The organism is Actinomadura syzygii, from assembly GCF_008085905.1.
Taxonomy (GTDB): Bacteria; Actinomycetota; Actinomycetes; order Streptosporangiales; family Streptosporangiaceae; genus Spirillospora; species Spirillospora syzygii.
The window spans coordinates 67749-89021 of sequence record NZ_VSFF01000019.1 but is presented as its reverse complement, the minus strand read 5'-3'; the positions used below and the strand labels follow the sequence as shown (position 1 = coordinate 89021).

22 protein-coding genes and 1 pseudogene are annotated in these 21273 nt (G+C 71.3%); 12 read left to right on the top strand and 11 right to left on the bottom strand.

All coding sequences use genetic code 11. The features are described 5' to 3' along the window. Window positions 1–486: 486 nt before the first annotated feature. From FXF65_RS45670 to FXF65_RS40840, 3 genes and pseudogenes are all read left to right on the top strand, one after another. A pseudogene (locus tag FXF65_RS45670) lies at window positions 487–699 on the top strand (response regulator transcription factor); the annotation flags it as partial. Between the two features lie 38 nt (window positions 700–737). Beyond that, complete coding sequence (locus FXF65_RS40845; protein ID WP_148355853.1) at window positions 738–1121, top strand: BlaI/MecI/CopY family transcriptional regulator; 384 nt, start codon at window positions 738–740, stop codon at window positions 1119–1121. After that, on the top strand, window positions 1118–2026 hold the full coding sequence (locus tag FXF65_RS40840) for a M56 family metallopeptidase (RefSeq protein WP_148355852.1): 909 nt from the start codon (window positions 1118–1120) through the stop codon (window positions 2024–2026). Before FXF65_RS40845 ends, FXF65_RS40840 begins: the two co-directional genes overlap by 4 nt. A gap of 702 nt (window positions 2027–2728) precedes the next feature. Here FXF65_RS40840 and FXF65_RS40835 read toward each other — a convergent pair. The 3 genes from FXF65_RS40835 to FXF65_RS40825 form a co-directional block, all read right to left on the bottom strand. Then, window positions 2729–3199 (bottom strand): pyridoxamine 5'-phosphate oxidase family protein, encoded by a 471-nt coding sequence (locus FXF65_RS40835; RefSeq protein ID WP_148355851.1) that lies wholly within the window; start codon window positions 3197–3199, stop codon window positions 2729–2731. An 11-nt stretch (window positions 3200–3210) separates the two neighbouring features. Next, window positions 3211–4656, bottom strand: a complete 1446-nt coding sequence (locus FXF65_RS40830; protein ID WP_148355850.1) for a DHA2 family efflux MFS transporter permease subunit — start codon at window positions 4654–4656, stop codon at window positions 3211–3213. 74 nt (window positions 4657–4730) lie between these two features. Then, window positions 4731–5219, bottom strand: a complete 489-nt coding sequence (locus FXF65_RS40825; protein WP_148355849.1) for a MarR family winged helix-turn-helix transcriptional regulator — start codon at window positions 5217–5219, stop codon at window positions 4731–4733. A gap of 250 nt (window positions 5220–5469) precedes the next feature. Between FXF65_RS40825 and trpS the strand changes: the two genes are divergently transcribed. Then, complete coding sequence (gene trpS / locus FXF65_RS40820) at window positions 5470–6531, top strand: tryptophan--tRNA ligase (RefSeq protein ID WP_148355848.1); 1062 nt, start codon at window positions 5470–5472, stop codon at window positions 6529–6531. Between the two features lie 46 nt (window positions 6532–6577). On the opposite strand, the gene FXF65_RS40815 is transcribed toward trpS, so the two are convergent. Both FXF65_RS40815 and FXF65_RS40810 read right to left on the bottom strand, forming a co-directional pair. After that, a complete protein-coding gene (locus FXF65_RS40815) occupies window positions 6578–7189 on the bottom strand; it encodes a TetR/AcrR family transcriptional regulator (protein WP_148355847.1) in 612 nt (203 codons plus the stop codon). A 55-nt stretch (window positions 7190–7244) separates the two neighbouring features. Then, on the bottom strand, window positions 7245–8054 hold the full coding sequence (locus tag FXF65_RS40810; protein WP_246199437.1) for a class I SAM-dependent methyltransferase: 810 nt from the start codon (window positions 8052–8054) through the stop codon (window positions 7245–7247). A gap of 131 nt (window positions 8055–8185) precedes the next feature. Between FXF65_RS40810 and FXF65_RS40805 the strand changes: the two genes are divergently transcribed. Both FXF65_RS40805 and FXF65_RS40800 read left to right on the top strand, forming a co-directional pair. Beyond that, window positions 8186–8824 (top strand): TetR/AcrR family transcriptional regulator, encoded by a 639-nt coding sequence (locus FXF65_RS40805; RefSeq protein ID WP_246199436.1) that lies wholly within the window; start codon window positions 8186–8188, stop codon window positions 8822–8824. Between the two features lie 138 nt (window positions 8825–8962). Next, complete coding sequence (locus FXF65_RS40800) at window positions 8963–10075, top strand: winged helix DNA-binding domain-containing protein (RefSeq protein WP_246199435.1); 1113 nt, start codon at window positions 8963–8965, stop codon at window positions 10073–10075. A 9-nt stretch (window positions 10076–10084) separates the two neighbouring features. Here FXF65_RS40800 and FXF65_RS40795 read toward each other — a convergent pair whose 3' ends face one another. Beyond that, window positions 10085–10582, bottom strand: coding sequence for a MarR family winged helix-turn-helix transcriptional regulator (locus FXF65_RS40795; RefSeq protein ID WP_148355845.1), 498 nt, complete (start codon window positions 10580–10582; stop codon window positions 10085–10087). Window positions 10583–10681: 99 nt separating this feature from the next. On the opposite strand from FXF65_RS40795, the gene FXF65_RS40790 reads away from it, so the two are divergent. Further along, a complete protein-coding gene (locus FXF65_RS40790) occupies window positions 10682–11461 on the top strand; it encodes a dioxygenase family protein (RefSeq protein WP_148355844.1) in 780 nt (259 codons plus the stop codon). A 56-nt stretch (window positions 11462–11517) separates the two neighbouring features. Here the strand turns inward: FXF65_RS40790 and FXF65_RS40785 are convergent, their stop codons facing one another. Continuing rightward, the gene (locus tag FXF65_RS40785; RefSeq protein WP_246199434.1) at window positions 11518–12450 is read right to left on the bottom strand and encodes an NAD-dependent epimerase/dehydratase family protein; all 933 of its coding nucleotides are present in this window, start codon (window positions 12448–12450) and stop codon (window positions 11518–11520) included. 246 nt (window positions 12451–12696) lie between these two features. Here FXF65_RS40785 and FXF65_RS40780 point away from each other — a divergent pair, with 246 nt between their 5' ends. Beyond that, window positions 12697–13209 carry an O-acetyl-ADP-ribose deacetylase gene (locus tag FXF65_RS40780; protein WP_148355843.1) on the top strand — a complete coding sequence of 171 codons (513 nt, stop codon included), beginning with the start codon at window positions 12697–12699 and terminating at the stop codon, window positions 13207–13209. 19 nt (window positions 13210–13228) lie between these two features. Here the strand turns inward: FXF65_RS40780 and FXF65_RS40775 are convergent, their stop codons facing one another. Both FXF65_RS40775 and FXF65_RS40770 read right to left on the bottom strand, forming a co-directional pair. Further along, window positions 13229–13705 carry a universal stress protein gene (locus FXF65_RS40775; RefSeq protein ID WP_148355842.1) on the bottom strand — a complete coding sequence of 159 codons (477 nt, stop codon included), beginning with the start codon at window positions 13703–13705 and terminating at the stop codon, window positions 13229–13231. Window positions 13706–13755: 50 nt separating this feature from the next. Further along, entirely contained in the window at window positions 13756–14538 is a 783-nt protein-coding gene (locus FXF65_RS40770) for a TIGR03084 family metal-binding protein (RefSeq protein WP_148355841.1), read from the bottom strand. 90 nt (window positions 14539–14628) lie between these two features. Here FXF65_RS40770 and FXF65_RS40765 point away from each other — a divergent pair, with 90 nt between their 5' ends. Next, window positions 14629–15447 carry a class I SAM-dependent methyltransferase gene (locus FXF65_RS40765; RefSeq protein ID WP_246199433.1) on the top strand — a complete coding sequence of 273 codons (819 nt, stop codon included), beginning with the start codon at window positions 14629–14631 and terminating at the stop codon, window positions 15445–15447. Here the strand turns inward: FXF65_RS40765 and FXF65_RS40760 are convergent. Further along, a complete protein-coding gene (locus FXF65_RS40760; protein WP_148355840.1) occupies window positions 15435–16193 on the bottom strand; it encodes an SDR family NAD(P)-dependent oxidoreductase in 759 nt (252 codons plus the stop codon). The two genes, FXF65_RS40765 and FXF65_RS40760, sit on opposite strands and share 13 nt — an antisense overlap. A gap of 134 nt (window positions 16194–16327) precedes the next feature. Here FXF65_RS40760 and mshA point away from each other — a divergent pair, with 134 nt between their 5' ends. The 3 genes from mshA to FXF65_RS40745 are packed head-to-tail and all read left to right on the top strand — an operon-like array spanning window position 16328 to window position 18941. Beyond that, on the top strand, window positions 16328–17626 hold the full coding sequence (mshA, locus tag FXF65_RS40755; RefSeq protein ID WP_148355839.1) for a D-inositol-3-phosphate glycosyltransferase: 1299 nt from the start codon (window positions 16328–16330) through the stop codon (window positions 17624–17626). Further along, a complete protein-coding gene (locus tag FXF65_RS40750) occupies window positions 17623–18114 on the top strand; it encodes a type III secretion system chaperone family protein (protein WP_148355838.1) in 492 nt (163 codons plus the stop codon). Before mshA ends, FXF65_RS40750 begins: the two co-directional genes overlap by 4 nt. A gap of 26 nt (window positions 18115–18140) precedes the next feature. After that, entirely contained in the window at window positions 18141–18941 is an 801-nt protein-coding gene (locus tag FXF65_RS40745; RefSeq protein ID WP_148355837.1) for a phosphoglyceromutase, read from the top strand. 4 nt (window positions 18942–18945) lie between these two features. Here the strand turns inward: FXF65_RS40745 and FXF65_RS40740 are convergent, their stop codons facing one another. After that, window positions 18946–21237, bottom strand: coding sequence for an MMPL family transporter (locus FXF65_RS40740; protein WP_148355836.1), 2292 nt, complete (start codon window positions 21235–21237; stop codon window positions 18946–18948). Window positions 21238–21273 lie beyond the last annotated feature (36 nt).

Here is a 21273-nt window from a genome sequence, read left to right as displayed (position 1 = left end):
CAATCCCCAACGGTCGGCCGCCAGACGGCACCCGCAAGGCCGACGCCCCCGCAAACCTCTGGGCAGACCCCGTCTGCCCGCACTTCTGGGCAGACGGGGTCCACGCGAACATCGGGGCAAGCACCGCCCACACAGCCGTCCGGACAGACGCCGTCCGCGCGAACGTCAGAGCGGACACCGCCCGCACAGTCGGCTGGGCAAGTGCCGCCCGCGCGGGCATCCGGGCAGGCGCCGTCCGCGCGGTCGTCTGGGCAGGTGTCGGAGGTTGGGCGGGTGCCTGGGGACGGGGGTGGACGGGCGTCCGCGGAGGTGTCGCCGTCTTCGCAGGGGGGTGGGGGCGCGGAGATGTCGGCACAGGGTTCCGCGCCTGCGGAGAGGTCTGGACAGGGGCGTCTGGAGGGGAGTGACGTCGAGCGGGGAGGTGCTTCTGCGCAGAGGGGCGTGCGGGTGTCGGTGGCGGGGGCTTCGGTGGGGCGGGTCGAAGGGATCACGGAGCGGGAGAGGGAGGTGTTGATTCTGGTCGGGCGTGGGAGGTCCAACCAGGAGATTGCCAAGGAGCTGTTCATCAGCCCGGCTACCTCGAAGGCGCATGTGGCGCGGTTGCTCACCAAGCTGGACGCACGCGACCGCGTCCAGCTCGTGATCATCGCCTACGAGCTGGGGCTTGTGGGGCCCTCTACCGGCGGTAGTACTACCTGACGTGGTCACTGTCCGGACCCTCGGATAATCTGGGTGCCGTGAAAGGTCTGGGAGAGCTCGAACGCACGGTCATGGAGGTCCTCTGGGCGCGGGAGGACGCCGGTCACCCCGCGGCGACCGCGCGTGATGTCAGCCGTGCGCTCGCGGGCGACCGCGACCTGGCGCACACTACTGTCATGACGGTGCTGGACAGGCTCGCCAAGAAGGGCTTCTTGGAGCGTGAACGGGACGGTCGCGCCTGGCGCTACCATCCGGTCGCGAGCCGGGAAGGCTATGTCACGGAGCTGATGCTGGGCGCTCTGGCCGAGACCGGCGACCGAGACGCCGCGCTGGCCCATTTCGTGCGCTCCGTCTCGGAGGACGAGATCGACGTGATCCGTCAGGCGCTGGCCGGCATCACAAGTAAGGAACCTCCGGCATGACGGGCACCGCCCTGCTCGCATTGATCTCCCTGGGGACCGTCGGCGGGGCGCACCTGCTGTCCCAAGCCAGCTGGACGTGGCGGACCCCGCGGCTCGGGATCGCGCTCTGGCAGGCCCTCGGGCTGTGCTGGGGCGTCGCCACGATCGGCGCGCTGCTCGGCCTCGCGCTACTCCCGTACGGGAAGGGCGTCCTCGGCGGACTGCCCGGCCTGTACGACGACCAGGCCGCCCGGCTCAACGCGGTGCAGGTGGCCGCGCTGCTCGCCGCGATCAGCCTGACCGCCGTGCTGCTGGTGATGCTGATGTACGCGGTGGTCCGCGTCGTGCGGGCGAGGCGACGACACCGGGCGCTGCTCGCACTGGTGTCGCGCCGCGACTCGGCCGTGCCGGGGACGCTCGTCCTCGACCACCCTGGCGCGGCGGCGTACTGCGTGCCGGGCGTCCGCTCGTCCAAGGTGGTCGTCAGCGCCGGGACGCTGGAGCTGCTCGACCGCGGTGAGCTGGCCGCCGTGCTCGCGCACGAGCGCGCCCACGCCCGCGAGCGGCATGACCTGGTGCTGCTGCCGTTCACGTCCCTGCGCCAGGTGTTCCCCCAGTTCCGCCTGGTCGGACGCTGCCTGGACGCGGTGGAGCTGCTGATCGAGATGGCGGCCGACGATCGGGCCCGGCACGGACGTCCGGCGCGCGAGCTGGCGACGGCGCTGCTCCGGTTCGCCGCCGCCCGCCCGGCCGCCGCACCGTCCGGCACGCTCGGCGTCGCGTCCCACGGCAACATTCCGGTGATGGCGCGGGTGAACCGGCTGCTGGAGCCCGAACCGCTCCCCCGCACTACTCGCCTCGCCGCCACGGTCGCCGTCCCCGTCATCGCCGCCGTCCCCTTGATCCTTCTCGTCCTCCCCCACTGACCACCACCTCGCGCCGGGACCACCACCCCTAGCCAGCGCCCCCCCCAATCCCAATAAACCCCCGTCCCACACGCGGCCCCCACTCCGTAACGCACGTCCCCCGGCCACGTGCGCCCCGCACGCCCTAGACGCACCGCCCTCAGGTCCACGCTCCGACCGCGCCACTACTCAGGCCCCAAACCCGCGCGTGGGCCCTGGGGTCACGCCCTGCCCCGTGCTCAGGCCCCAGGCTGCCCCTTGCGCTCAGGCCCTGCACCCCAACCCCGCGTCCCGCGCTTAGGTCTCGTGCTCTGGCCCCTGCCTCCTGCTCAGGTCCCGTGCTCAAGCCCTGCGCTCAGGCCCCAGGCTGCCTTCTGCCCTCAGGCCCGCACCCCGACCCGTCTCGCGGTTAGGCCTCGTGTTCTGAGCCTGCCTCGTGTTCTGAGCCTGCCTCCTGCCCAAGCCTGCGCTCGGCCTCAGGCTCAGGACTCCTGCGCAGCCTTGGGTGCCTTCTGCACGTCGGTGTACGTACTCGCTTGGGGTCGCTTGTCTCGCCGCATGTCTTGTGGTGCCCCGGCGGGCGACACTTTCCCTCCGCGCGGCTCGGTTGGGCGGCGCGATCGGGATGAGCGGTGTCGAGGGCCTCGACTGGCCCCTACCGGCGCGCGTCTGCCGTCGAGCCCTTGCGCCTCTCTGTTCTGTTGTTTGAGCGGCCCTTATTGATTAGGTGGATAGAGATATTCCGTAGAGGCGGGTTGTGTGTAGACGGATTACTAGGCGATTGTCTTTTGTCATTTGTTCCAGGAAGGCTTGTTCGTCGGCTGGGGACTTGAAGCCTGGGGTCATTGAGAGGAGTTCTTGGCCGGTTGCGTCGCCTGGGGTTTGGCTTACCGGGGACAACTCTGCGGTGGCCTCGGCTACTGCGAAGGAGAGGTGGTCGGGGGTGGTCGCGTGGAGGGCCGCGCGTGGGTTGTTGCGGATGTGGTTCACCTTGGCGCGTCCCGCCGTTGTGGAGATGCGGGCGATGCGCTCGATCGGGTCCCAGGTGTAAACGACGGTTGAAAGGTGCGGGTGGCCGTTTGGTTTGTTCAGCGCCAGGACGGCGAATTGCTGTTCGCCCAGGAGGCGGCTGAGGTCGTCGTCGTTGATCGGTTTGGGGCCGGGGCCCTGTCCGGGGCCGTATTCGGTCGACATTGCGGTTCCCTTCAGACGTTGGTGGGGACGGTCTCCGTCGGCGCGGTGGCGGGCGACGTGGGCTTCGGACGGCGCAGGACGAGCAGTGACACCAGCAGCGCCGCCACCAGCAGGGATGCGGATACCGCGAACGCCAGGTGGTAGCCACCGGTTAGCGCGGTGGGCTCGTCTTGGCCGGTGGCGCGGAGGTCGGCGGTGCGGGAGGCGGCAAGCGTCGTCAGGACGGCCACGCCCAGCGCCATTCCGACCTGCTGGACGGTGTTGAACAGCCCGGACGCGAGCCCGGCGTCGTCCGGACGGGCGCTGGACATGCCGAGCCCGGTCAGCGACGGCAGGACGAGCCCCGCCCCGGCGATCAGGACGAACACGGGGAGAAGGTCGGTGGCATAGTCGGCGTTGACGGGTACGGTCGTAAGCCAGGCCATCGCGCCGACCAGAAGGACGAGCCCGGCCATCAGAACGAGGCGTTCACCGAATCGGTTCGACAGCCGCGCCGAGACGAACAACGACACGACGCCGATGGCAACGGCGGCCGGGAGCATCGCAAGGCCCGTCTTCAGCGCGTCGTAGCCGAGGACTATCTGCATGTAGAGCGCGACTATGACCTGGAACGAGAACATCGCCGAGAACGCGAGCAACTGGACGACGTACGCCCCGGACACGTTGCGGGAACGCAGAATTCGCAAGGGCATCAAAGGTGTCGCCGCGTGCGCCTGGCGGACGACGAATCCGGCCAGCAGGACGACAGAAACCGCGCCCAACCCGAGGGTGTGCGTGGAGAGCCAGCCGTACCGTTCGACCTTGACGATCGTGTAGATACCGAGCATCAGCCCGGACGTGACGAGCAGCGCCCCCGCGATGTCCGCGCCCCCACGCCGGCCGATGCCGCGGTCGCGCGGCAGTGCGGGCAGCGCCAGCAGGATCGTGACGATCCCGATCGGCAGGTTGATCAGGAAGATCCAATGCCAGCTCAGCACGTCGGTGAGGACGCCGCCGAGCACCTGTCCGATGGACGCACCGGTGGCCCCGGTGAAGCTGAATATGCCGATCGCCTTGATCCGTTCGCGGGGTTCGGTGAACAGCGTGACGAGGATGCCGAGCACGACCGCGGAGGCCAGGGCGCTGCCGACGCCCTGTAAGAGGCGGGCGGCGATCAGCAGGCCAGACGTCGTGGCGGCCCCGGCGAGCACGGACGCGACCGTGAAGACGGCGTTCCCGGCGAGGAAGAGCGTCCGGCGGCCGACGAGGTCGCCGAGGCGTCCGGCGAGGAGGAGCAGGCCGCCGAGCGGGATCAGGTAAGCGTTCATGATCCAGCTCAGCCCGGCGGGCGAGAAGCCCAGGTCGTCCTGGATGGCGGGGGTCGCGACGGTGACGATGCTGCCGTCCAGGATGGTCATCAGCATCGTGGCGGACAGCACGCCGAGCGCCGCCCAGCGGGATCGAAGCACGGAGGACATGGTCATCTCCTGAGGTCAGAGCCAACAGGAGAGACCGTAGCAGATAGTTTTGTTACAGACGATCCTTGACGGATCTATTTCGCGCGCTCGCGGGCCCGGCGGGCCGGGGTCGCGGTCTCGGACGGCGTGGCCAGATGCCCGCTGACGAGCGCGTTCAATGCCTTGACCAGAGCAGTGCGGTCGGCGGGAGGAAGAGAGCCGAGGGCCGCCTCGTGGACGCCGTCCACGAGGCGCTGGCTGCGCGCGGCCACGCGGGCGCCCTCCTCGGTGACCGCGATGATCCTGGCCCTCCGGTCCCGGGACGAAGGCCGCCGCTCCGCCAGACCGGCCTTCTCCAGGGCGTCCACCGTCACGACCATCGTCGTCTTGTCCATGTCGCCGATCTCGGCGAGCTGGATCTGGGTGCGCTCCTCCTCCAGCGCGTGCACCAGGACGCAGTGCATGCGCGGCGTGAGCCCGATCTCGGCGAGCGCGGCCGTCATGCGGCTGCGCAGAACGTGTCCGGTGTGGTCGAGCAGGAAGGACAGGTCGGTCTCGGTGCGGGCGGGGGCCATCGAGGTCATACCCCCAGGTTACCAATTTGGTTCCGTTCCAGATTATCTAGGAGCAGCCGCTTCTCGTGGTCTATCCTGGACGGCATGCAGCGAACCGCGTGCCTTGGTTGGCGGCCGTTCTAGGACGGCCGAAACCGCGCACGCGCAGGGCCGTCCACCGGACGGCCCTTTCCCTTTCCTCGACGACCCGGGGCCGGTCCGGCCGGACGGACGGACGCGGCTCGCATCGGACACCACCGAAGATCGAGGAGAGACACCCATGGGCACGACCAACCCCGAAACCCCCGAAACAATCGAGGCGGCCGCACGGCGCAGCGCGATCCTCGAAGACCGCATCGCCGCCGACCCCGGAGCCTTCCGGATCCTGACCGGGGACCGTCCGACCGGGCCGCTGCACCTCGGCCACTACTTCGGCACCCTCGCCAACCGCGTCCGCCTCCAGCGGGCGGGCGTCGACCTGTTCGTGCTGGTCGCGGACTACCAGGTGCTGACCGACCGGGACGTCGCGGACAACCTGTCCGAGTACGTCGAAGGGCTGGTCGCCGACTATCTCGCGGTGGGGGTCGAGCCGTCCACGGCGACGATCTTCCGGCACAGCGCCGTCCCGGCGTTGAACCAGCTCATGCTGCCGTTCCTGTCGCTCGTGTCGGTCGCGGAACTGCGCCGGAACCCGACCGTGAAGGACGAGATCGCGGTGTCCAGGCAGGCGTCGGTCAGCGGGCTGATGTTCACCTACCCCGTCCACCAGGCCGCGGACATCCTGTTCTGCAAGGCGAACCTCGTGCCCGTCGGTAAGGACCAGCTCCCGCATCAGGAGATCACCCGGACGATCGCGCGCCGTTTCAACGAGCGGTACGGGCCGGTGTTCCCCGTCCCGGACGCGCTGCTGTCCCCCGCGCCGAGCCTGCTCGGGACGGACGGCCAGAAGATGAGCAAGAGCCGCGGCAACGCCATCGCCCTGTCCGCGGACCCGGACGAGACCGCCCGGCTGATCAAGCGCGCCGTGACCGACACCGAGCGGCGGATCACGTACGCGCCGGAGACCCGTCCGCAGGTGTCCAACCTGGTGCTGCTCGCCGCGCTCTGCCAGGACCGCGACCCGCACGCCGTCGCCGCCGAGATCGGGGACGGCGGCTCCGCCGCGCTGAAGAAGACCGTCACCGACTCGGTGAACGAGTTCCTGCGCCCGATCCGCGCCCGCCGCGCCGAACTCGTCGCGGACAGGGCCTACCTGCGCGAAGTCCTGGCCGAGGGCAACGAATGCGCCAACGCGATCGCCGACCGGACGCTCAAGGAGGTACGCACCGCGATGGCCTCCTAGCGCGCAGCGATGTCGGCGACGGCCTCTGTCCTGCCGGGACGGTCTCCTAGCGAGCCGTGAGGCCGTCGAGGACGACAGTGACCAGGTCGTCCACGGCGTCCGGCGGGAGCGGCTGCGCGACGCCGCCGCCCTGGAACAGCGCCGACAGCACCGGCTCGTGACACGCGCCGACGATCATCGAGGTGGCGGCCTCGACCCGGGCCCCCGGGGCGAGGCGGCCGAGGTTGCGCTCGGCGCGCAGGTAGGCGGCGAGCCGCTGCCGCCAGCCGCCGCCCCCGCCGCTGAGCGCCGCGAACTGGACGAGGACGTCCGGCTGCGCGATCAGCCCCGCCAGCGCGGGCAGCAGCCCGTTGTGCAGGGTCAGCCCGTGCCGGACGTAGACGCGCAGGTTGTCCCCGACCGTGCCCGTGCCCGCGGCCGGGAGCGGGCCGAGGCCGCGCATGATCGTGTCCGCGCGGGCGCGCAGCGCGTGGCCGAGGAGTTCCTCCTTGTTCGCGAAGTGGTTGTAGAGGACGCCGTCGGCGACGCCCGCCTCCCGCGCGATCGCCCGGACGGTGAGGCCCGCCGTCCCGCGCTCGGCGATCATCCGCTCGGCGGTGGCGACGAGGTGCTCGCGCAGGGTCCGGTCCCCCGCGCCGACGGCTCTTCTCGGTGACATCATCCGGCATCGTAATGACCTGGACCGCCGTCCGCCCGGGCCTGGCAGCGCGCCCTCACGCCCGCGCCTTGACCAGCCAGGACGTCCCGCGCAGCCGGACGGCGCCGCCCCGCTCGAACGGCTTCACGGCGACGCGGAGCGTCTGGAAGACCTCGTCGCCGTCGCCGTGGTTGTAGCGGATCGGTCCCCAGTCGGCGAGGAAGCGGGCGGCGTCGTCGGCGTCACGTCCGAAGATCTGGCCGGCCTCCACCCGGCGGGCGGCGACGTCGCGGAACCCGGCGCCCTCCAGGATCTCGCGGACGCGGTCGGGATCGGACAGCGACAGCGGCCCGTGCTCCCCGATGGCGGGCTCGGGCAGCGGCGGGAGGGCGGCGAGGACCGTCCCGAGGTCGGTGCCGCCGAGCGGCGCCATCGCCAGGAACGCGAGCCGTCCGTCCGCGCGCAGCGCCCGCCGGACGTTCCCGAACGCCGCCACCGGGTCGGCGAAGAACATGACCCCGACCCGGCTGATCGCAACATCGAAGGCGTCGTCGCCGAACGGATAGACTTGGACGTCGCCCTGTTCGAACGTTACGTTCGCGACGCCCTCCTCGGCGGCGAGGGAGCGGGCGCGGGCGAGCATCGGCCCGGACAGGTCCACGCCCGTCGCCGCGCCGAGCCCGGCCCGGCGCGCCGCGAGCCGGGTGACCTGCCCGTTCCCGCAGCCGATGTCGAGGACGCGGTCGCGCGGTCCGATGGCGGCGCCGTCCAGCAGGAACTCGTTGAACCCGCCGTTCATGGCGTCGTAGCGCGCGTGGTGGTCGGCCCAGTGCCGTCCCTCGTAGCCGTTCCACGCCTCGGCCTGGTGCGTGTTGACGATCTCCATGATGATGCCCCCGCTCTCGTCGTTATGAACACTCGTTCATGAACATGTGTTCACCCTGCCTCGTCGCCGCGCATGAAGTCAACCCCGCGCCCTTGTAGAACGGAATTGTTCGTTCCCTTTAGTATGGACGCATGGACACGACGGCAGCGGCGCCCATGAGCGGGCGCAAGGCCCAGGCGGCGCGCAACGACGAGCTGATCAGGGAGGCGGCGCGGGCGGTGTTCACCGCCGACCCCGGCGCGCCGATCTCGGCGGTCGCCGAGCACGCCGGGGTCGGGATCAGCGCGCTGTACCGCCGCTACAAGAGCAAGGAGGACCTCCTCCAGAAGCTCGCCGACGACGGCATGGACCGCTATCTCGCCGAGGTCCGCACCGCGCTGGACGACGACGGCGACCCCTGGCGGGCGTTCGCCGGTTTCATGCGCCGCTGCCTCGACATCGGCGCCGGTTCCCTCACCATGCGGCTGGCGGGCAGCTTCGAGGTCAGCGAGGAGATGAGCCGCAAGGGCCAGGAGATCCACCTCGCGACGAAGCGGCTGCTGGAGCGCACCCGGGAGGCGGGCGCGCTGCGTCCAGAGATCGAGGTCGGCGACATCTCGGTGATCCTGGAGTACCTGCACGGCATCCGGATCGGCGACGACGCCCGCATGAACCGCCTGCAACACCGCTACCTGGCCCTCATGCTGGACGCGCTGCACCTCACCGGCGAAGCGGAACTGCCGGGCCCTCCGCCCACCTGGCCCGAACTCAGGGACCGCTATGACGCCTGACCCCGCGAAGCCCGCCCCCGCGAGGCCCGCGCTCGCCGAGGCCGACACCGCGAACGCCGAGACCACGCGACCCGGCCCCGCGAAAGCCGAGACCGCGATACCCGACGACCGAAAGCCGAGATCTTGAAGGCAACCCCCGTGAACGCCGAACCCGAGACGCTCGACCGGCGGGCGCTGAACCGGGCGCTGCTGGCGCGGCAGATGCTGCTGGAGCGCCGCGCGATCCCGGTGATGGACGCGATCGAGCACCTCGTCGGCATGCAGTCGCAGGCGCCGAACCCGCCCTACATCGGCCTGTGGAGCCGTCTCAAGGACTTCGACTTCGCCGAGGTCGGCGAGCTGATGACCAGCCGCCGCGCGCTCCGGATCGTGCTCATGCGCGGGACGCTCCACCTGGTCAGCGCCCGGGACGCGGTGTCCCTGCGCCCGCTGACCCAGGCCGTCCTGGACGGCCACCTGAAGTCCCGCGCCGCCGACCTGGACGGCGTCGACCTCGACACGATCACCGCCGAGGCGCGCAAGCTCCTGGAGGACGACCCGCGCTCCGACAAGGAACTGCGCACCCTGCTGGCCGAGCGGTTCCCCGACCACGACGCGGCGCTGCTCGGATGGGCCGTCCGGCTGCAGATCCCGCTGGTGCAGGTCCCGCCGCGCGGGGTCTGGGGCGCGTCGGGCGTCGCCCGGCACACCACGCTCGACGCCTGGCTGGACGATGACCCGTCAGCGCGCCGCGCGATGTCCCTGGACGACCTGGTCCTGCGCTACCTCGCCGCGTTCGGGCCGGCGAGCGTCCGGGACGTCCAGCACTGGTCGGGCCTCGCGCGGCTCGGCGAGGTGGTCGAGCGCCTCGCGCCCCGCCTGCTCGCCTTCCGGGACGAGAACGGCCGCACGCTCTACGACCTGCCGGACGCGCCGCGTCCCGATCCGGGGACGCCCGCGCCGGTCAGGTTCGTCCCCGACTTCGACAACCTGGTGCTCTCCCACGCCGACCGGGCGCGGATCATCACCGAGGAGCACCGCGCGCGGATCTTCACGATCAACGGCATCATCCGCGCGACGTACCTGGTGGACGGGTTCGTCCACGGCATGTGGAAGGTCGAGAAGAAGCGCGGCGAGGCGGTGCTGCGCATCACCCCGTTCGCCCCGGTCCCGACGCCCGAGCGGACCGCCCTGGAGGAGGAGGGCCTGCGCCTGCTCTCCGCCGCCCACCCCGGCGCGAAGACCCACGCGATCGAGTTCGCCGACGCCTGACCGACCCTCCTAGCCGAGTTCGCGGGCGCAGGGGGCCTCGCGGTCCGGGTCGAGGACCGCGAGGAGCGCGTGCAGCGTCTCGCGGAACTCCAGCATGCGGTCCCGCGTCAGCGGGTCGAACAGGTGCCGCCTTACCTCGGCGACATGTCCTGGTGCGGCCTCGGCCAGAGCGGCATACCCCGCGTCCGTCAGCTCGGCGATCGTGGTTCGGCGGTCGGCGCCGTGCTTGGTGCGCCGCACCCAGCCCGCCTCCTCCAGCCGGTTGACGGCGTGCGACAGGCGGCTCGGCGACGAGTACACGATCTCCGCCAGCTCGGTCATGGTGCGGGCGCGACCAGGCGATTCCGACAGCATCGCCAGGATCATGTAGTAGGCGTGCGGCATGCCGGAGTCGCGCTGGAGCTGCCGGTCGAGGGCCTCGTTCAGCAGGCGCGACGTCCACAGGAAGGCGCGCCAGGTCTCCTGCTCATCGGCGTCGAGCCATCGCGTGTCCGTCGTTTCGGTCATATCACTTACTCTACCCAAAGTTTGAACTTTCAAGACTTGAACGTTCAACCAGCGCGGCCAGATATAGTTGAAATCTGAAGTAAAAGAGGGGGGACCCACATGACGACCCGGATGCCCGTGCTCTACCTCAGCCACGGCGCCCCGCCCCTGGCCGACGACCCCGTCTGGACGGACGAACTGGCCCGCTGGGCGGCGGAACTGCCCAAGCCGAAGGCGATCCTGATGGTGTCCGCGCACTGGGAGGAGGCGCCGCTGACCGTCGGCGCCACCCGCCGGACGCCGCTCGTGTACGACTTCTGGGGGTTCCCGGAGCACTACTACCGCGTCCGGTACGACGCGCCCGGCGCGCCCGAACTGGCCGATGACGTGAGCAAACTCATCCCCGACGTGCACCGGGACGAGGCGCGCGGCCTCGACCACGGCGCCTACGTGCCGCTCGTGGAGATGTATCCGGACGCCGACGTCCCCGTGCTCCAGATGTCCATGCCGTCACTCGAACCGGCGCGCCTCTACGACGTCGGCCGCACGCTCGCATCGCTGCGCGACCAGGGCGTCCTCATCGTCGGGAGCGGTTTCACGACGCACAACCTGCGCGAGATGCCGCCCGGCGCGAACGAGCCGCCGCCCGCCTGGTCGGCCGAGTTCGACGCCTGGACGGACGAGGCCGTGCGGAACGGCGACATCGACGCCCTTCTCGACTTCCGCGCCAAGGCCCCGGCGGCGCGGATCGCGCATCCACGCACCGAACACTTCGCGCCACTCTTCGTGGCCCTGGGCGCCGCGACGACCGCCGCGACCGGCGCCGAAGATCAAAAGCGGCGGGCCGTCATCGACGGGTACTGGTTCGGCCTGGCGAAGCGCTCGTTCCAGTTCGGCTGAGCCCCCGACTCGGTTGTGTTTTGTCACGTTCCGCCGGGAGCGTCCGTTTTGTTCGATCAGTAGGTGCGGGCGGTGCCGTCCACGCGGCCGTTCACCCGGGCGTCCGCGCGGGCCGCGCCCTCCGCGCCGGAGGCGCCGTCCATCTGGGCGAAACCGATGCGCCAGGACGCGACCGACGGCTTCCAGCCGAGGCTGAGCGCCTTCTCGTTCGACACCGGGCGTCCCGTCGTGGCGGCGTGCTTCCCGGCGTTGCCCGGCGTCGGCGCGCCGAGCGCCGCGCTGTAGACGGGCAGCCAGTCGGCCGTGGTGGCGGGCTCGTCGTCGACGATGTTGACCGGGCCCGCGGGCCAGTCGAGCGCCGCCAGCGCGGCGGAGGCCGCGTCGTCGGCGTGCACGAACGACGTCCAGGACGGGGCGAGGCGCAGGGTGTTCGCGCGGACCCGCTCGGCGATCGCGCCGTCCGGCGCGTACCAGGTCCCGGGCCCGTAGAGGGCGCCGTAGCGGAGCACGACGCCGCGCGGCATCTCCGCGACCGCCGCCTCCAGCGCCGCGACGCCCGCGTACGGCGGGAGCGCGGCGTCCAGCGGGTCGGTCTCGACGGCGGCCGGGGCGCCGCCGCCCACGTACAGCCAGGCGATGCTCTGCGCGATCATGGTCTCGACGCCCGCGTCCCGCGCGGCGTCGACCAGGTTGCGCGTGCCCTCGATGCGCAGCTGGGAGTTGGCGGCGAAGTCCTCGGTGCTGAGATCGGTGAGCTGGTGGATCACCGCGTCCGGACGTACGTCCGCCAGCACCGCGCGGACCGCGGCGGCGTCGAGGACGTCCACGACCACCGGCGTGGCGCCGAGGCCGCGGAGCAGGTCGGCGCGCTCGGTCCGGCGTGTCGTCCCTGCGACCTCGTGGCCCGCCTGGACGAGCAGCGGGATCAGCCGGCGACCGACGACTCCGGTCGCTCCGGCGAGGAGAATCTTCAAGGGGGTAACCTCCACGACTTGCACGCCTTTGTGGTCGTCTCGACGGCAGGATAGGCAGTCAATGTTCCACTGTTCACGTCCGGCCCTCCGCATGGAGCCCCCCACGGCGTCGGCCGGACGAAGTCGGACGAGCCGAACCGCCCCCGGTGCCTCGTCCGCCATGAGCGTACCGCCGGGAGCCGCCGAACGCGTTTCACGCCCGGCCCGCGGGAGAATTCTTCTCTTCTGACGGGTTCCGCGGCAACGTGAGAAGGGGCGCACGTGAAGATCTCTCTGATCCGGGGCGACATCACCGAGCAGGACGTGGACGCCGTGGTCAACGCGGCGAACTCCTCCCTCCTCGGTGGCGGCGGCGTGGACGGGGCGATCCACCGCAGGGGCGGCCCGGAGATCCTCGACGACTGCCGCAAGCTGCGCGCGTCCCACTACGGCGGGGGCCTGCCGGCCGGCCAGGCGGTCGCGACGACGGCGGGACGGCTCCCCGCCACCTGGGTGATCCACACGGTGGGGCCGGTGTACTCGCCGTCCGACGACCGGTCCGGCCAGCTCGTCTCCTGCTACCGGGAGTCGCTGCGCGTCGCGGACGAGCTCGGCGTCGAGTCGATCGCGTTCCCGGCCGTGTCGGCGGGCATCTACGGCTGGCCGATGGACGACGCGGCCCGGATCGCGGTCGGCACGGTCCGGTCCACGCCGTCGAAGGTGCGTGACGCGCGTTTCGTCCTGTTCACGGCGGACGCCTACGAGGCGTTCGAGCGCGCCGTCGGCGCCTTCTGACCGTCAGTCCTTCTGACCGTCAGTCCTTCTCCTTGTCCTGCCGTTTCGGCGGGACGACCAGCACCGGCCGCCGCGCGTGGTGCAGGACGCGCGTCGAGACGCTCCCGATGATCAGCGACCGGGCGCCCGCGAGGCCGCGGGAGCCGGTGACGACGAGGGAGGCGTCCAGTTCGTCCGCGACGTCGACGATGGCGCTCCAGACCGGGCCGCCGCCGCGCTCGGCGAGCGTGCGCACGTCGGTGAGCCCGGCCTTCCGGAGGATGTCGGCGCCCTCCTGCGCGAGGTGTTCCGCCTGTTTCTCCTCCTCGAACTGGTCGTTCGGCTCGGAATCGGGGCCGGCCGGCGTCTCCGCGACGAGCGGCGCCCAGGCGAACTGCAGCAGCAGCGGCTCCCACACACTGATCACTACGGTGGGCTCGGGACGGAGGTGCCGCGCCGCGAAGTCGAGCGCGGCGCGCGCGTCGTCCGACCCGTCGTAGGCGATGAGGATCGTCATACGCAGGAGATTTCCACTAGAGCGCGGTTCGAACTTGTGAGCCCGCCCACTCACCCCGGCGCGCGGCCGGGACCGGGCGGACCGGCGAACGCCTGGGCGACGTCCAGCCAGCGGTCGGCGTCCGGGCCGGTGGCGACGAGGGCCAGGTCGGCGCGGTTCCGCCGTTGCGTGACGGCGAGGCAGAAGTCGAGCGCCGGGCCGGTGACCGACTGGCGCGCGTCGGCGGGGCCCCACGTCCAAGCGTCGCCGTCCGGGCCTTCGAGAACGACGCGGAACTCGCCGTCCGGCGGTTCCAGGCCGCGGTTGCGGAACGCGAAGTCGCGGGTCCGGACGCTGATGTGCGCGACGTGCCGGAGCCGTCCGGTCGGCGCGCGGCGGACGCCGAGCGCGCCCGCGACGTCCTCGCCGTGCGCCCACGTCTCCATCAGCCGCGCGGTCGCCATGGACGCGGCGCTCATCGGCGGCCCGAACCACGGGAGCCGCTCCCCCGCCGGGACGGCGGCGAGCGCGTCGACGACGCGGCGGCGGCCGTCGCGCCAGCGGGCGAGGAGCCGGGCCGGGTCGTCCGCGGCGCCCTCCCGCGCGCCCGCCTCGACGTAGTCGCCGGGGTCGGCGAGGGCCGCCTCCAGGAGTTTCGCGAACCCGGGGGCGTCGGTGGCGGCGACGGCGGCCTGGTCGTCCGTCCAGGCCAGATGGGCGATCTGGTGCGCGATCGTCCAGCCCTCGGCGGGGGTCGGGGCCGCCCATCTCGCGGCGGGCAGCGGCGCGACCAGCGCGTCGAGGGAGTCGCCTTCGGCGGCCAGGTCGGCGAGCAGGCCGGACAGGTCGGGCATCCGCCTATGATCGCCCGCCCGGCGGCCCGCCGTACAGCCGTTCATATCGCGGCGTACGGAGCATTGAGGACGACACGGAACAATGACCCGGTGCCCCCCATCCCGAAGCCGCGGGGGGAGGTGACCCGCGGCACCACCGCCCCCAACCGGCTGCGCCGCGCGGACCGCTGGATCGCCGCCACCCAGGCCGGACCGCTGCGCGCGGGCGCGCGTCCGCTGGCCGTCGACCTCGGGTACGGGGCGTCGCCGGTGACGACCGTCGAGCTGCTCACCCGGCTCCGCGCCGTGTCGCCGCGGCTGGAGGTCGTCGGCGTCGAGATCGACGCGGAGCGCGTGGCGGCCGGGGTCGCCCTGCTCGCCGCCCGTCGCCTGGACGGCCTGTCGTTTCGGCGCGGCGGGTTCGAGCTGCCCGTCCCGCGCCCTCCCGTGCTGGTCAGGGCGTTCAACGTGCTGCGCCAGTACGGCGAGGACGCGGCCTGGCGGGCCTGGGAGGAGCTGACCGCGCGGCTCGACCCGGCAGGCGTCCTCGTCGAGGGGACGTGCGACGAGATCGGCCGCCGCGCGGTCTGGGCGGCGCTCACCCCGGACGGCCCGCAGACGATCACGTTCGCCGCGCATCTGCCCACGCTGGAGCGCCCGTCGGCGCTGGCGGAGCGGCTGCCGAAGACGCTGATCCACCGGAACGTGCCGGGCGAGCCCGTCCACGACCTGCTGGCGGCGTTCGACCGCTGCTGGGCGACGGCCGCGCCGCACTCGGCGTTCGGCCCGCGCGCCCGCTGGGTGGAGGCGGTCGCGCTGCTCGCCCGGACGCATCCCGTCGTCACCCGTCCGCCCTATGGAGGCAGAAACCGGTGGCGGCTCGGTGAGGTGACCCTTACCTGGACGGCGGTCGCGCCCTACTCCCGGTGAAGCCGGTGCGGGGCCGCCTGCACGCGCGGCTGGACGTCGATCCGGTCGATGTTCACGTGCGGCGGACGGGTCACGGCCCAGGCCACGCAGTCGGCGACGTCGTCCGCGACCAGCGGCTCGGGGACGCCCTCGTAGGGCTTTGCGGCCCGCTCCGCGTCCCCGTGGAACCTGACCAGCGAGAACTCGTCCGTCTTCACGAGGCCCGGCGCGATCTCCGTGACCCGCACCGGCTCGGCGACCAGTTCGAGGCGCAGTACCTCGTTCGCCGCGTAGGCCGCGTACTTGGCCGCGTTGTACCCGCCGCCGCCCTCGTAGGCGACGTGCGCGGCCAGCGAGGTGATGTTGACGATGTGGCCCGCGCCGCTCGCGATCAACTCCGGCAGCAGCGCCTGCGTGACGCGCACCAGCCCGAGGACGTTCGTGTCGTACATGGCGCGCCATTCGTCCAGGTCGGCGGTGGCGACCGAGTCCAGGCCGAGCGCGCCGCCCGCGTTGTTGACGAGGACGTGGCAGCCGCCGACCGCCGCCGCGAAGGCGTCCACGGACTCCTGGGACGTCACGTCCAGGGTCACGGCCGCGACCCGTCCCGCCCCCGGCGTGTCCTCGGCGATCTCCTTGGCGAGGGCGTCCAGCCGGTCGCGGCGCCGCGCCGCGAGGACGACGTGGAACCCCTCCGCCGCGAGGCGCCGCGCCGTGGCCGCCCCGATCCCGCTGCTTGCTCCGGTCACTACCGCCGTCTTACGCATGCGCCCAGCCTCCCAGGCAGGCGCGCACGGGTCGCACGCGCGTCCCGGAGAACCTGGCGGCCGGATCCGGCGGACCCCTCGGCGGGGGAACAGGCGACACGGTCGATAGGTTGCACCATCGGAGGTGATGTCCGGTGTCGCGTCGTATCAACCGGGTTGCGACCGTCAGTGTTCATACTTCCCCTCTCGACCAGCCGGGCACCGGTGACGCGGGCGGCCTGAACGTCTACGTCGTCGAGGTGGCGAAGCGGCTGGCCGAGCGCGGTGTCGAGGTCGACGTCTTCACCCGCGCCACCTGCCGCGCGATGCCGCCCGTCGTCGAGCTCGCGCCGGGCGTGCTCGTCCGCAACGTCGTCGCCGGGCCGTTCGAGGAGCTGGACAAGACCGAGCTGCCCCGGCAGCTCTGCGGCTTCACGTCCGGGATCCTGCGCGTCGAGGCGATGCACGAACCCGGGCACTACGACCTCCTCCACACGCACTACTGGCTGTCCGGGCAGGCCGGATGGGCGGCGAAGCGGCGCTGGGGCGTCCCGCTCGTCCACTCCATGCACACGATGGCGAAGGTCAAGAACGCGGCGCTCGCGGACGGCGACCGGCCGGAACCGGACGAGCGCGTCCTCGGCGAGGAGCAGGTCGTCGCGTCGTCGGACCAGCTCGTCGCCAACACCGCGAAGGAGGCCGGGGAGCTCGTCGACCTCTACGGCGCCGACCCGGCGCGGGTCGCGACCGTCAGCCCCGGCGTCGACCTGTCGGTGTTCCGTCCCGAGCCGTCGCTCGTCCCCCGCGGACCGGGCCCCGCCCGCCGCCGCCTCGGCCTGCCCCCGGACGCCTACGTGCTGCTGTTCGTCGGCCGCATCCAGCCGCTGAAGGCGCCGGACGTCCTGCTCCGCGCGGTCGCCCGGATGCTCGCCGACGACCCTGCGCTGCGCCGCCGCCTCGTCGTCGCGGTCGTCGGCGGCCCGAGCGGCTCCGGGCGGCAGCGCCCGGAGGGCCTCCAGAACCTGGCCGCCGACCTCGGCATCTCCGACGTGATGCGGTTCGAGCCGCCGTCCCCGCAGGCCGAGCTGGCCGACTGGTACCGGGCCGCAGACGTCACCGTCGTCCCGTCCCACACCGAGTCGTTCGGGCTGGTCGCGGTCGAGTCGCAGGCGTGCGGGACGCCGGTCGTCGCGTCCCGCGTCGGCGGGCTCTGCACGGCGGTCGCGGACGGCGAGTCCGGCGTCCTGATCTCCGGCCACGACCCGGCGGACTACGCGGCCGTCCTGCGCCGCCTCGACGCCGAGCCCGGCCTGCGCGCCCGCCTCGCCCACGGCGCCGTCCGGCACGCGCACGGCTTCGGGTGGGACGCGACCGTCGACGAACTGCTCGACGTGTATACCGGTGCTGTGGAAATGGGACCGATGCCGATGGGGCAGGTGGAGGTGACCGCTTGAGCGTCGTCGAGACGATCAGGGAGAGCCTGCGGGCGGCCGGGCTGGAGTTCGACGAACCGCGCGAGGACGCCTTCTTCGTCAAGCTTCCGGGGCAGCACAAGCTCGCCACCATGACGTGGCTGATCGTCGGCGATCACAGCCTGCACGTGGAGGCGTTCTTCTGCCGCCGTCCCGACGAGAACCACGCCGAGTTCTACCGTTTCCTGCTGGAGAAGAACGGCCGGATGTACGGGGTGGCGTTCGCGCTGGACGACGTCGGCGACGTCCATCTCGTCGGACGGGTGGCGCTCGAGTCCGTGTCGCCGGACGAGATCGACCGGCTGCTCGGCTGCGTCCTCACCTACTCCGACGAGAACTTCGACAAGGCGCTGGAACGCGGGTTCAAGACGTCCATCCAGCGCGAATGGGACTGGCGCGTCAAACGCGGCGAGAGCCTCGCCAACCTGCGCGCCTTCGCCTCGTTCGCGGACCCGGCCAACCGCGGCTGAGGGACGGTGCCGATAGGCTTTCGCCCATGGCGACCCTGGTATTGCTGAGGCACGGCGAAAGCGTCTGGAACGCGGAAGGACTGTTCACCGGCTGGGTGGACGTCGACCTGTCCGCGAAGGGCGAGAGCGAGGCGACCAGGGGCGGCGACCTGCTGCTCGACGCCGACATCACCCCGGACGTGGTCCACACCTCCCTGCTGAAGCGGGCCATCCGCACCGCCAACATCGCGCTGGACGTCGCCGACCTCCTCTGGATCCCGGTGAAGCGGTCCTGGCGGCTCAACGAACGCCATTACGGCGCCCTCCAGGGAAAGAACAAGGCGCAGACGCGCGAGGAGTTCGGCGAGCAGCAGTTCATGACCTGGCGCCGTTCCTACGACGTCCCGCCGCCGCCCATCAAGGACGACGACCCCCTTTCCCAGGTGAACGACCTCCGCTACGCGGAACTGCCGTCCGAGCTGATCCCCCGCTCGGAATGCCTCGCCGACGTCGTCGACCGGATGCTGCCCTACTGGTACGACGCGATCGTCCCCGACCTCGCCGCCGGGAAGACCGTCCTCGTCGCCGCGCACGGCAACTCCCTGCGCGGTCTCGTCAAGCACCTGGACGACGTCTCCGACGAGCAGATCGTCAGCCTCAACATCCCCACCGGCATCCCGCTCGTCTACGAACTGGACGACGACTTCGCGCCTTTGAAGCGCGGCGGCGAATACCTCGACCCGTCCGCCGCCAAGGCCGCCATAGAAGCCGTCAAAAACCAGGGCGCCTCCGCCACCCCGCCCCTCCCCAAGGCCCCCGAACCCAAGAAGTCCCGCAAGAAGAAGTAGCCCGCTAGCTCGTCAACTTCAGTTCGAGTTGTTCGGGCTTTGGGGTTGGAGGGGTTGGTTTCGGGCGGGGGCGGCGTGGCCACCACCAGTTGGCGTGGCCCAGGAGGCTCATCAGGGCTGGGACGAGTACCAGGCGGACGATCGTGGCGTCCATGGCGACCGCTACCGCCAGGCCGAGGGCCATCATTTTGACGGTCGGATCCGGTTGTGGGACGAAACCCGCGAACACGAAGATCATGATCAGGGCGGCCGAGGTTATGAGGCGGGCCGTGGCGCCGATTCCGGTCACGACCGACTCGTGCGGGTCGCCCGTTCGCTCGTATTCCTCCTTGATGCGCGACAGGAGGAACACCTCGTAGTCCATGGACAGGCCGAATATCAGCGCGAACATGAACAGCGGCACGAACGACATGATGGGAATGGCCTGGTCGAGTCCCAGCAGGCCGACGCCCCAGCCCCATTGGAAGACCGCCGTGACGACGCCGAACGACGCGCCGATCGACAGCAGGTTCATCAGCGCCGCCTTCACCGGGACGACGATCGACCGGAACGCGATGACCAGGAGCAGCAGCGCGACGCCCACGACCGCGATGACGACGTTCCGCATGCGGTTTCCCACGGTCGTCGCGATATCGATGATGGCCGGGTTCTCGCCGCCCAGGGAGATCCGCGTCCCGGGGTGCGCGTCCCGGACGGCGGGGATCTCCACCTCGCGTAGGTGCCGGACCAGCGCGGTGGTCGAGTCGGCGTGCGGCGCGTCCCGTGGGATGACCTGAACCATCGCGGTCGTGCCGATCACGACGGGGTCGCCGACGAAGACGACGCCCGACGCTTCGGACAGGCGTTGTTGCAGTTCCTGGCCTATGAGGATTGCGAGTTTGTCGGGCTTCTTGGTCAGGTCCGGGGCGCCTTTTGGTTGTGTCGGGGCCGGTGGGGTGGTGGCGGGCGGGCCCGTCAAGCCGCTGAGGCCCTCCGGGCCTTTGATGGTGGGCACCGGTCTTTTGGGCTTTGTTTCCTTGCCTGGGACCGTCGCGACCACGACGAACGGGCTGTAATGGCCGGGGCCGAATTCCTCCGCGACGATGTCGTACGCCTGCCGCGCCTCCATCCGCGGGGACGACATGCTGTCCGCCATCACGCCGAACTTCAGGCTCAGCGTCGGGATGGACAGGGTCAGGAGTATCAGCGTCGCGCCGATCGCGTACGGCCAGGCGTGCCGGTCTACGTGCCGTCCCCACGCCTCCCACCTGCGCGAACTCCGGTCCGGGCGGACGCGCGGCAACTGGTACCGGTCGATGCGGTCGCCGAGCGCGCCGAGGATCGCGGGCAGCAGGGTCAGCGCGGCGACGACCATGACGGCGACGGCGAGCGCGGCGGACAAGCCGATCCGTCCGATGAACGCGATGCCCGACAGGAAAAGGCCGCAGATCGCGAAGACCACGGTTCCCCCGGCGAACAGCACGGCGTGCCCGGAATGGGCCATGGCGCGTCCGACCGCGGTCTCGACGTCGTCGCCTTCGGCGAGCTGTTGCCGATAGCGGGTGACGATGAACAGCGCGTAGTCGATTCCCGCGCCGATGCCGAGCATCGCCGCGACCATCGGCGCGGTCGGCGCGATCTGGAACAGCGACGCCGAGAAGTGCACCAGCGAATACGCGACGACCAAGCCGCACAGCGACACCAGGATCGGAATGCCCGCCGCGAGGAACGAGCCGAACGCCAGCAGCAGCACCACGAGGGCCAGCAGAATGCCCGCCCCCTCCTGCGGCCCGCCCTTCGGCTGGTTGAGGATCATCGCGACGATGCCGCCGAACTTCACGTCCAGCCCGGCCATTCGCGCGGGCTCGACGGCACGGTTCAGCGCGTCGAGGTCGGCGGCGCTGACATCGCTCATCGTCCCCGCGAAATTGAGCCGGACGACGACCGCGTCGCCGTTCTTCAACCCGCCCATCCCCTGGGCGTAGGGGTTCTCGCAGAAGGCGACCCGGTCGAGTTTCGTGAGGTTCTCGATCGACCGGCCGACGGTCAGCGCGACCCGCCAGTCCGCCGGGCTCGCGGCGCGCGTCTCGTGGAAGACGACGGTCGCGGTCGGTCCCGTCATCGCCGGGAGATCGCGGGAGAGGGCGTCGATGGCGCGCTGCGTCTCGGTCCCGGGCAGCGTGCTCTGCTGGACGAACATGCCGCCGTGCAGCAGCCCGAGGACGGCCGCGCCGAGCATCGCGGCGATCCACGACTCGAAGACCGCGCGCCGGCGCCGCACACAGAGACGTCCGAGGGCGTCCAGAAAACGCGCCATGTCCGCAGAAAACCGGACAGCGTGCAGTTTTGCAAC

Excerpts from the sequence above, each read along its gene's own strand:
- FXF65_RS40840 (WP_148355852.1), top strand. The coding sequence starts at position 1,118 with ATGACGGGCACCGCCCTGCTCGCATTGATCTCCCTGGGGACCGTCGGC.
- FXF65_RS40835 (WP_148355851.1), bottom strand. The coding sequence starts at position 3,199 with ATGTCGACCGAATACGGCCCCGGACAGGGCCCCGGCCCCAAACCGATC.
- FXF65_RS40830 (WP_148355850.1), bottom strand. The coding sequence starts at position 4,656 with ATGTCCTCCGTGCTTCGATCCCGCTGGGCGGCGCTCGGCGTGCTGTCC.
- FXF65_RS40825 (WP_148355849.1), bottom strand. The coding sequence starts at position 5,219 with ATGACCTCGATGGCCCCCGCCCGCACCGAGACCGACCTGTCCTTCCTG.
- trpS (WP_148355848.1), top strand. The coding sequence starts at position 5,470 with ATGGGCACGACCAACCCCGAAACCCCCGAAACAATCGAGGCGGCCGCA.
- FXF65_RS40815 (WP_148355847.1), bottom strand. The coding sequence starts at position 7,189 with ATGTCACCGAGAAGAGCCGTCGGCGCGGGGGACCGGACCCTGCGCGAG.
- FXF65_RS40810 (WP_246199437.1), bottom strand. The coding sequence starts at position 8,054 with ATGGAGATCGTCAACACGCACCAGGCCGAGGCGTGGAACGGCTACGAG.
- FXF65_RS40805 (WP_246199436.1), top strand. The coding sequence starts at position 8,186 with ATGGACACGACGGCAGCGGCGCCCATGAGCGGGCGCAAGGCCCAGGCG.
- FXF65_RS40795 (WP_148355845.1), bottom strand. The coding sequence starts at position 10,582 with ATGACCGAAACGACGGACACGCGATGGCTCGACGCCGATGAGCAGGAG.
- FXF65_RS40790 (WP_148355844.1), top strand. The coding sequence starts at position 10,682 with ATGACGACCCGGATGCCCGTGCTCTACCTCAGCCACGGCGCCCCGCCC.
- FXF65_RS40775 (WP_148355842.1), bottom strand. The coding sequence starts at position 13,705 with ATGACGATCCTCATCGCCTACGACGGGTCGGACGACGCGCGCGCCGCG.
- FXF65_RS40770 (WP_148355841.1), bottom strand. The coding sequence starts at position 14,538 with ATGCCCGACCTGTCCGGCCTGCTCGCCGACCTGGCCGCCGAAGGCGAC.
- FXF65_RS40760 (WP_148355840.1), bottom strand. The coding sequence starts at position 16,193 with ATGCGTAAGACGGCGGTAGTGACCGGAGCAAGCAGCGGGATCGGGGCG.
- FXF65_RS40745 (WP_148355837.1), top strand. The coding sequence starts at position 18,141 with ATGGCGACCCTGGTATTGCTGAGGCACGGCGAAAGCGTCTGGAACGCG.
- FXF65_RS40740 (WP_148355836.1), bottom strand. The coding sequence starts at position 21,237 with ATGGCGCGTTTTCTGGACGCCCTCGGACGTCTCTGTGTGCGGCGCCGG.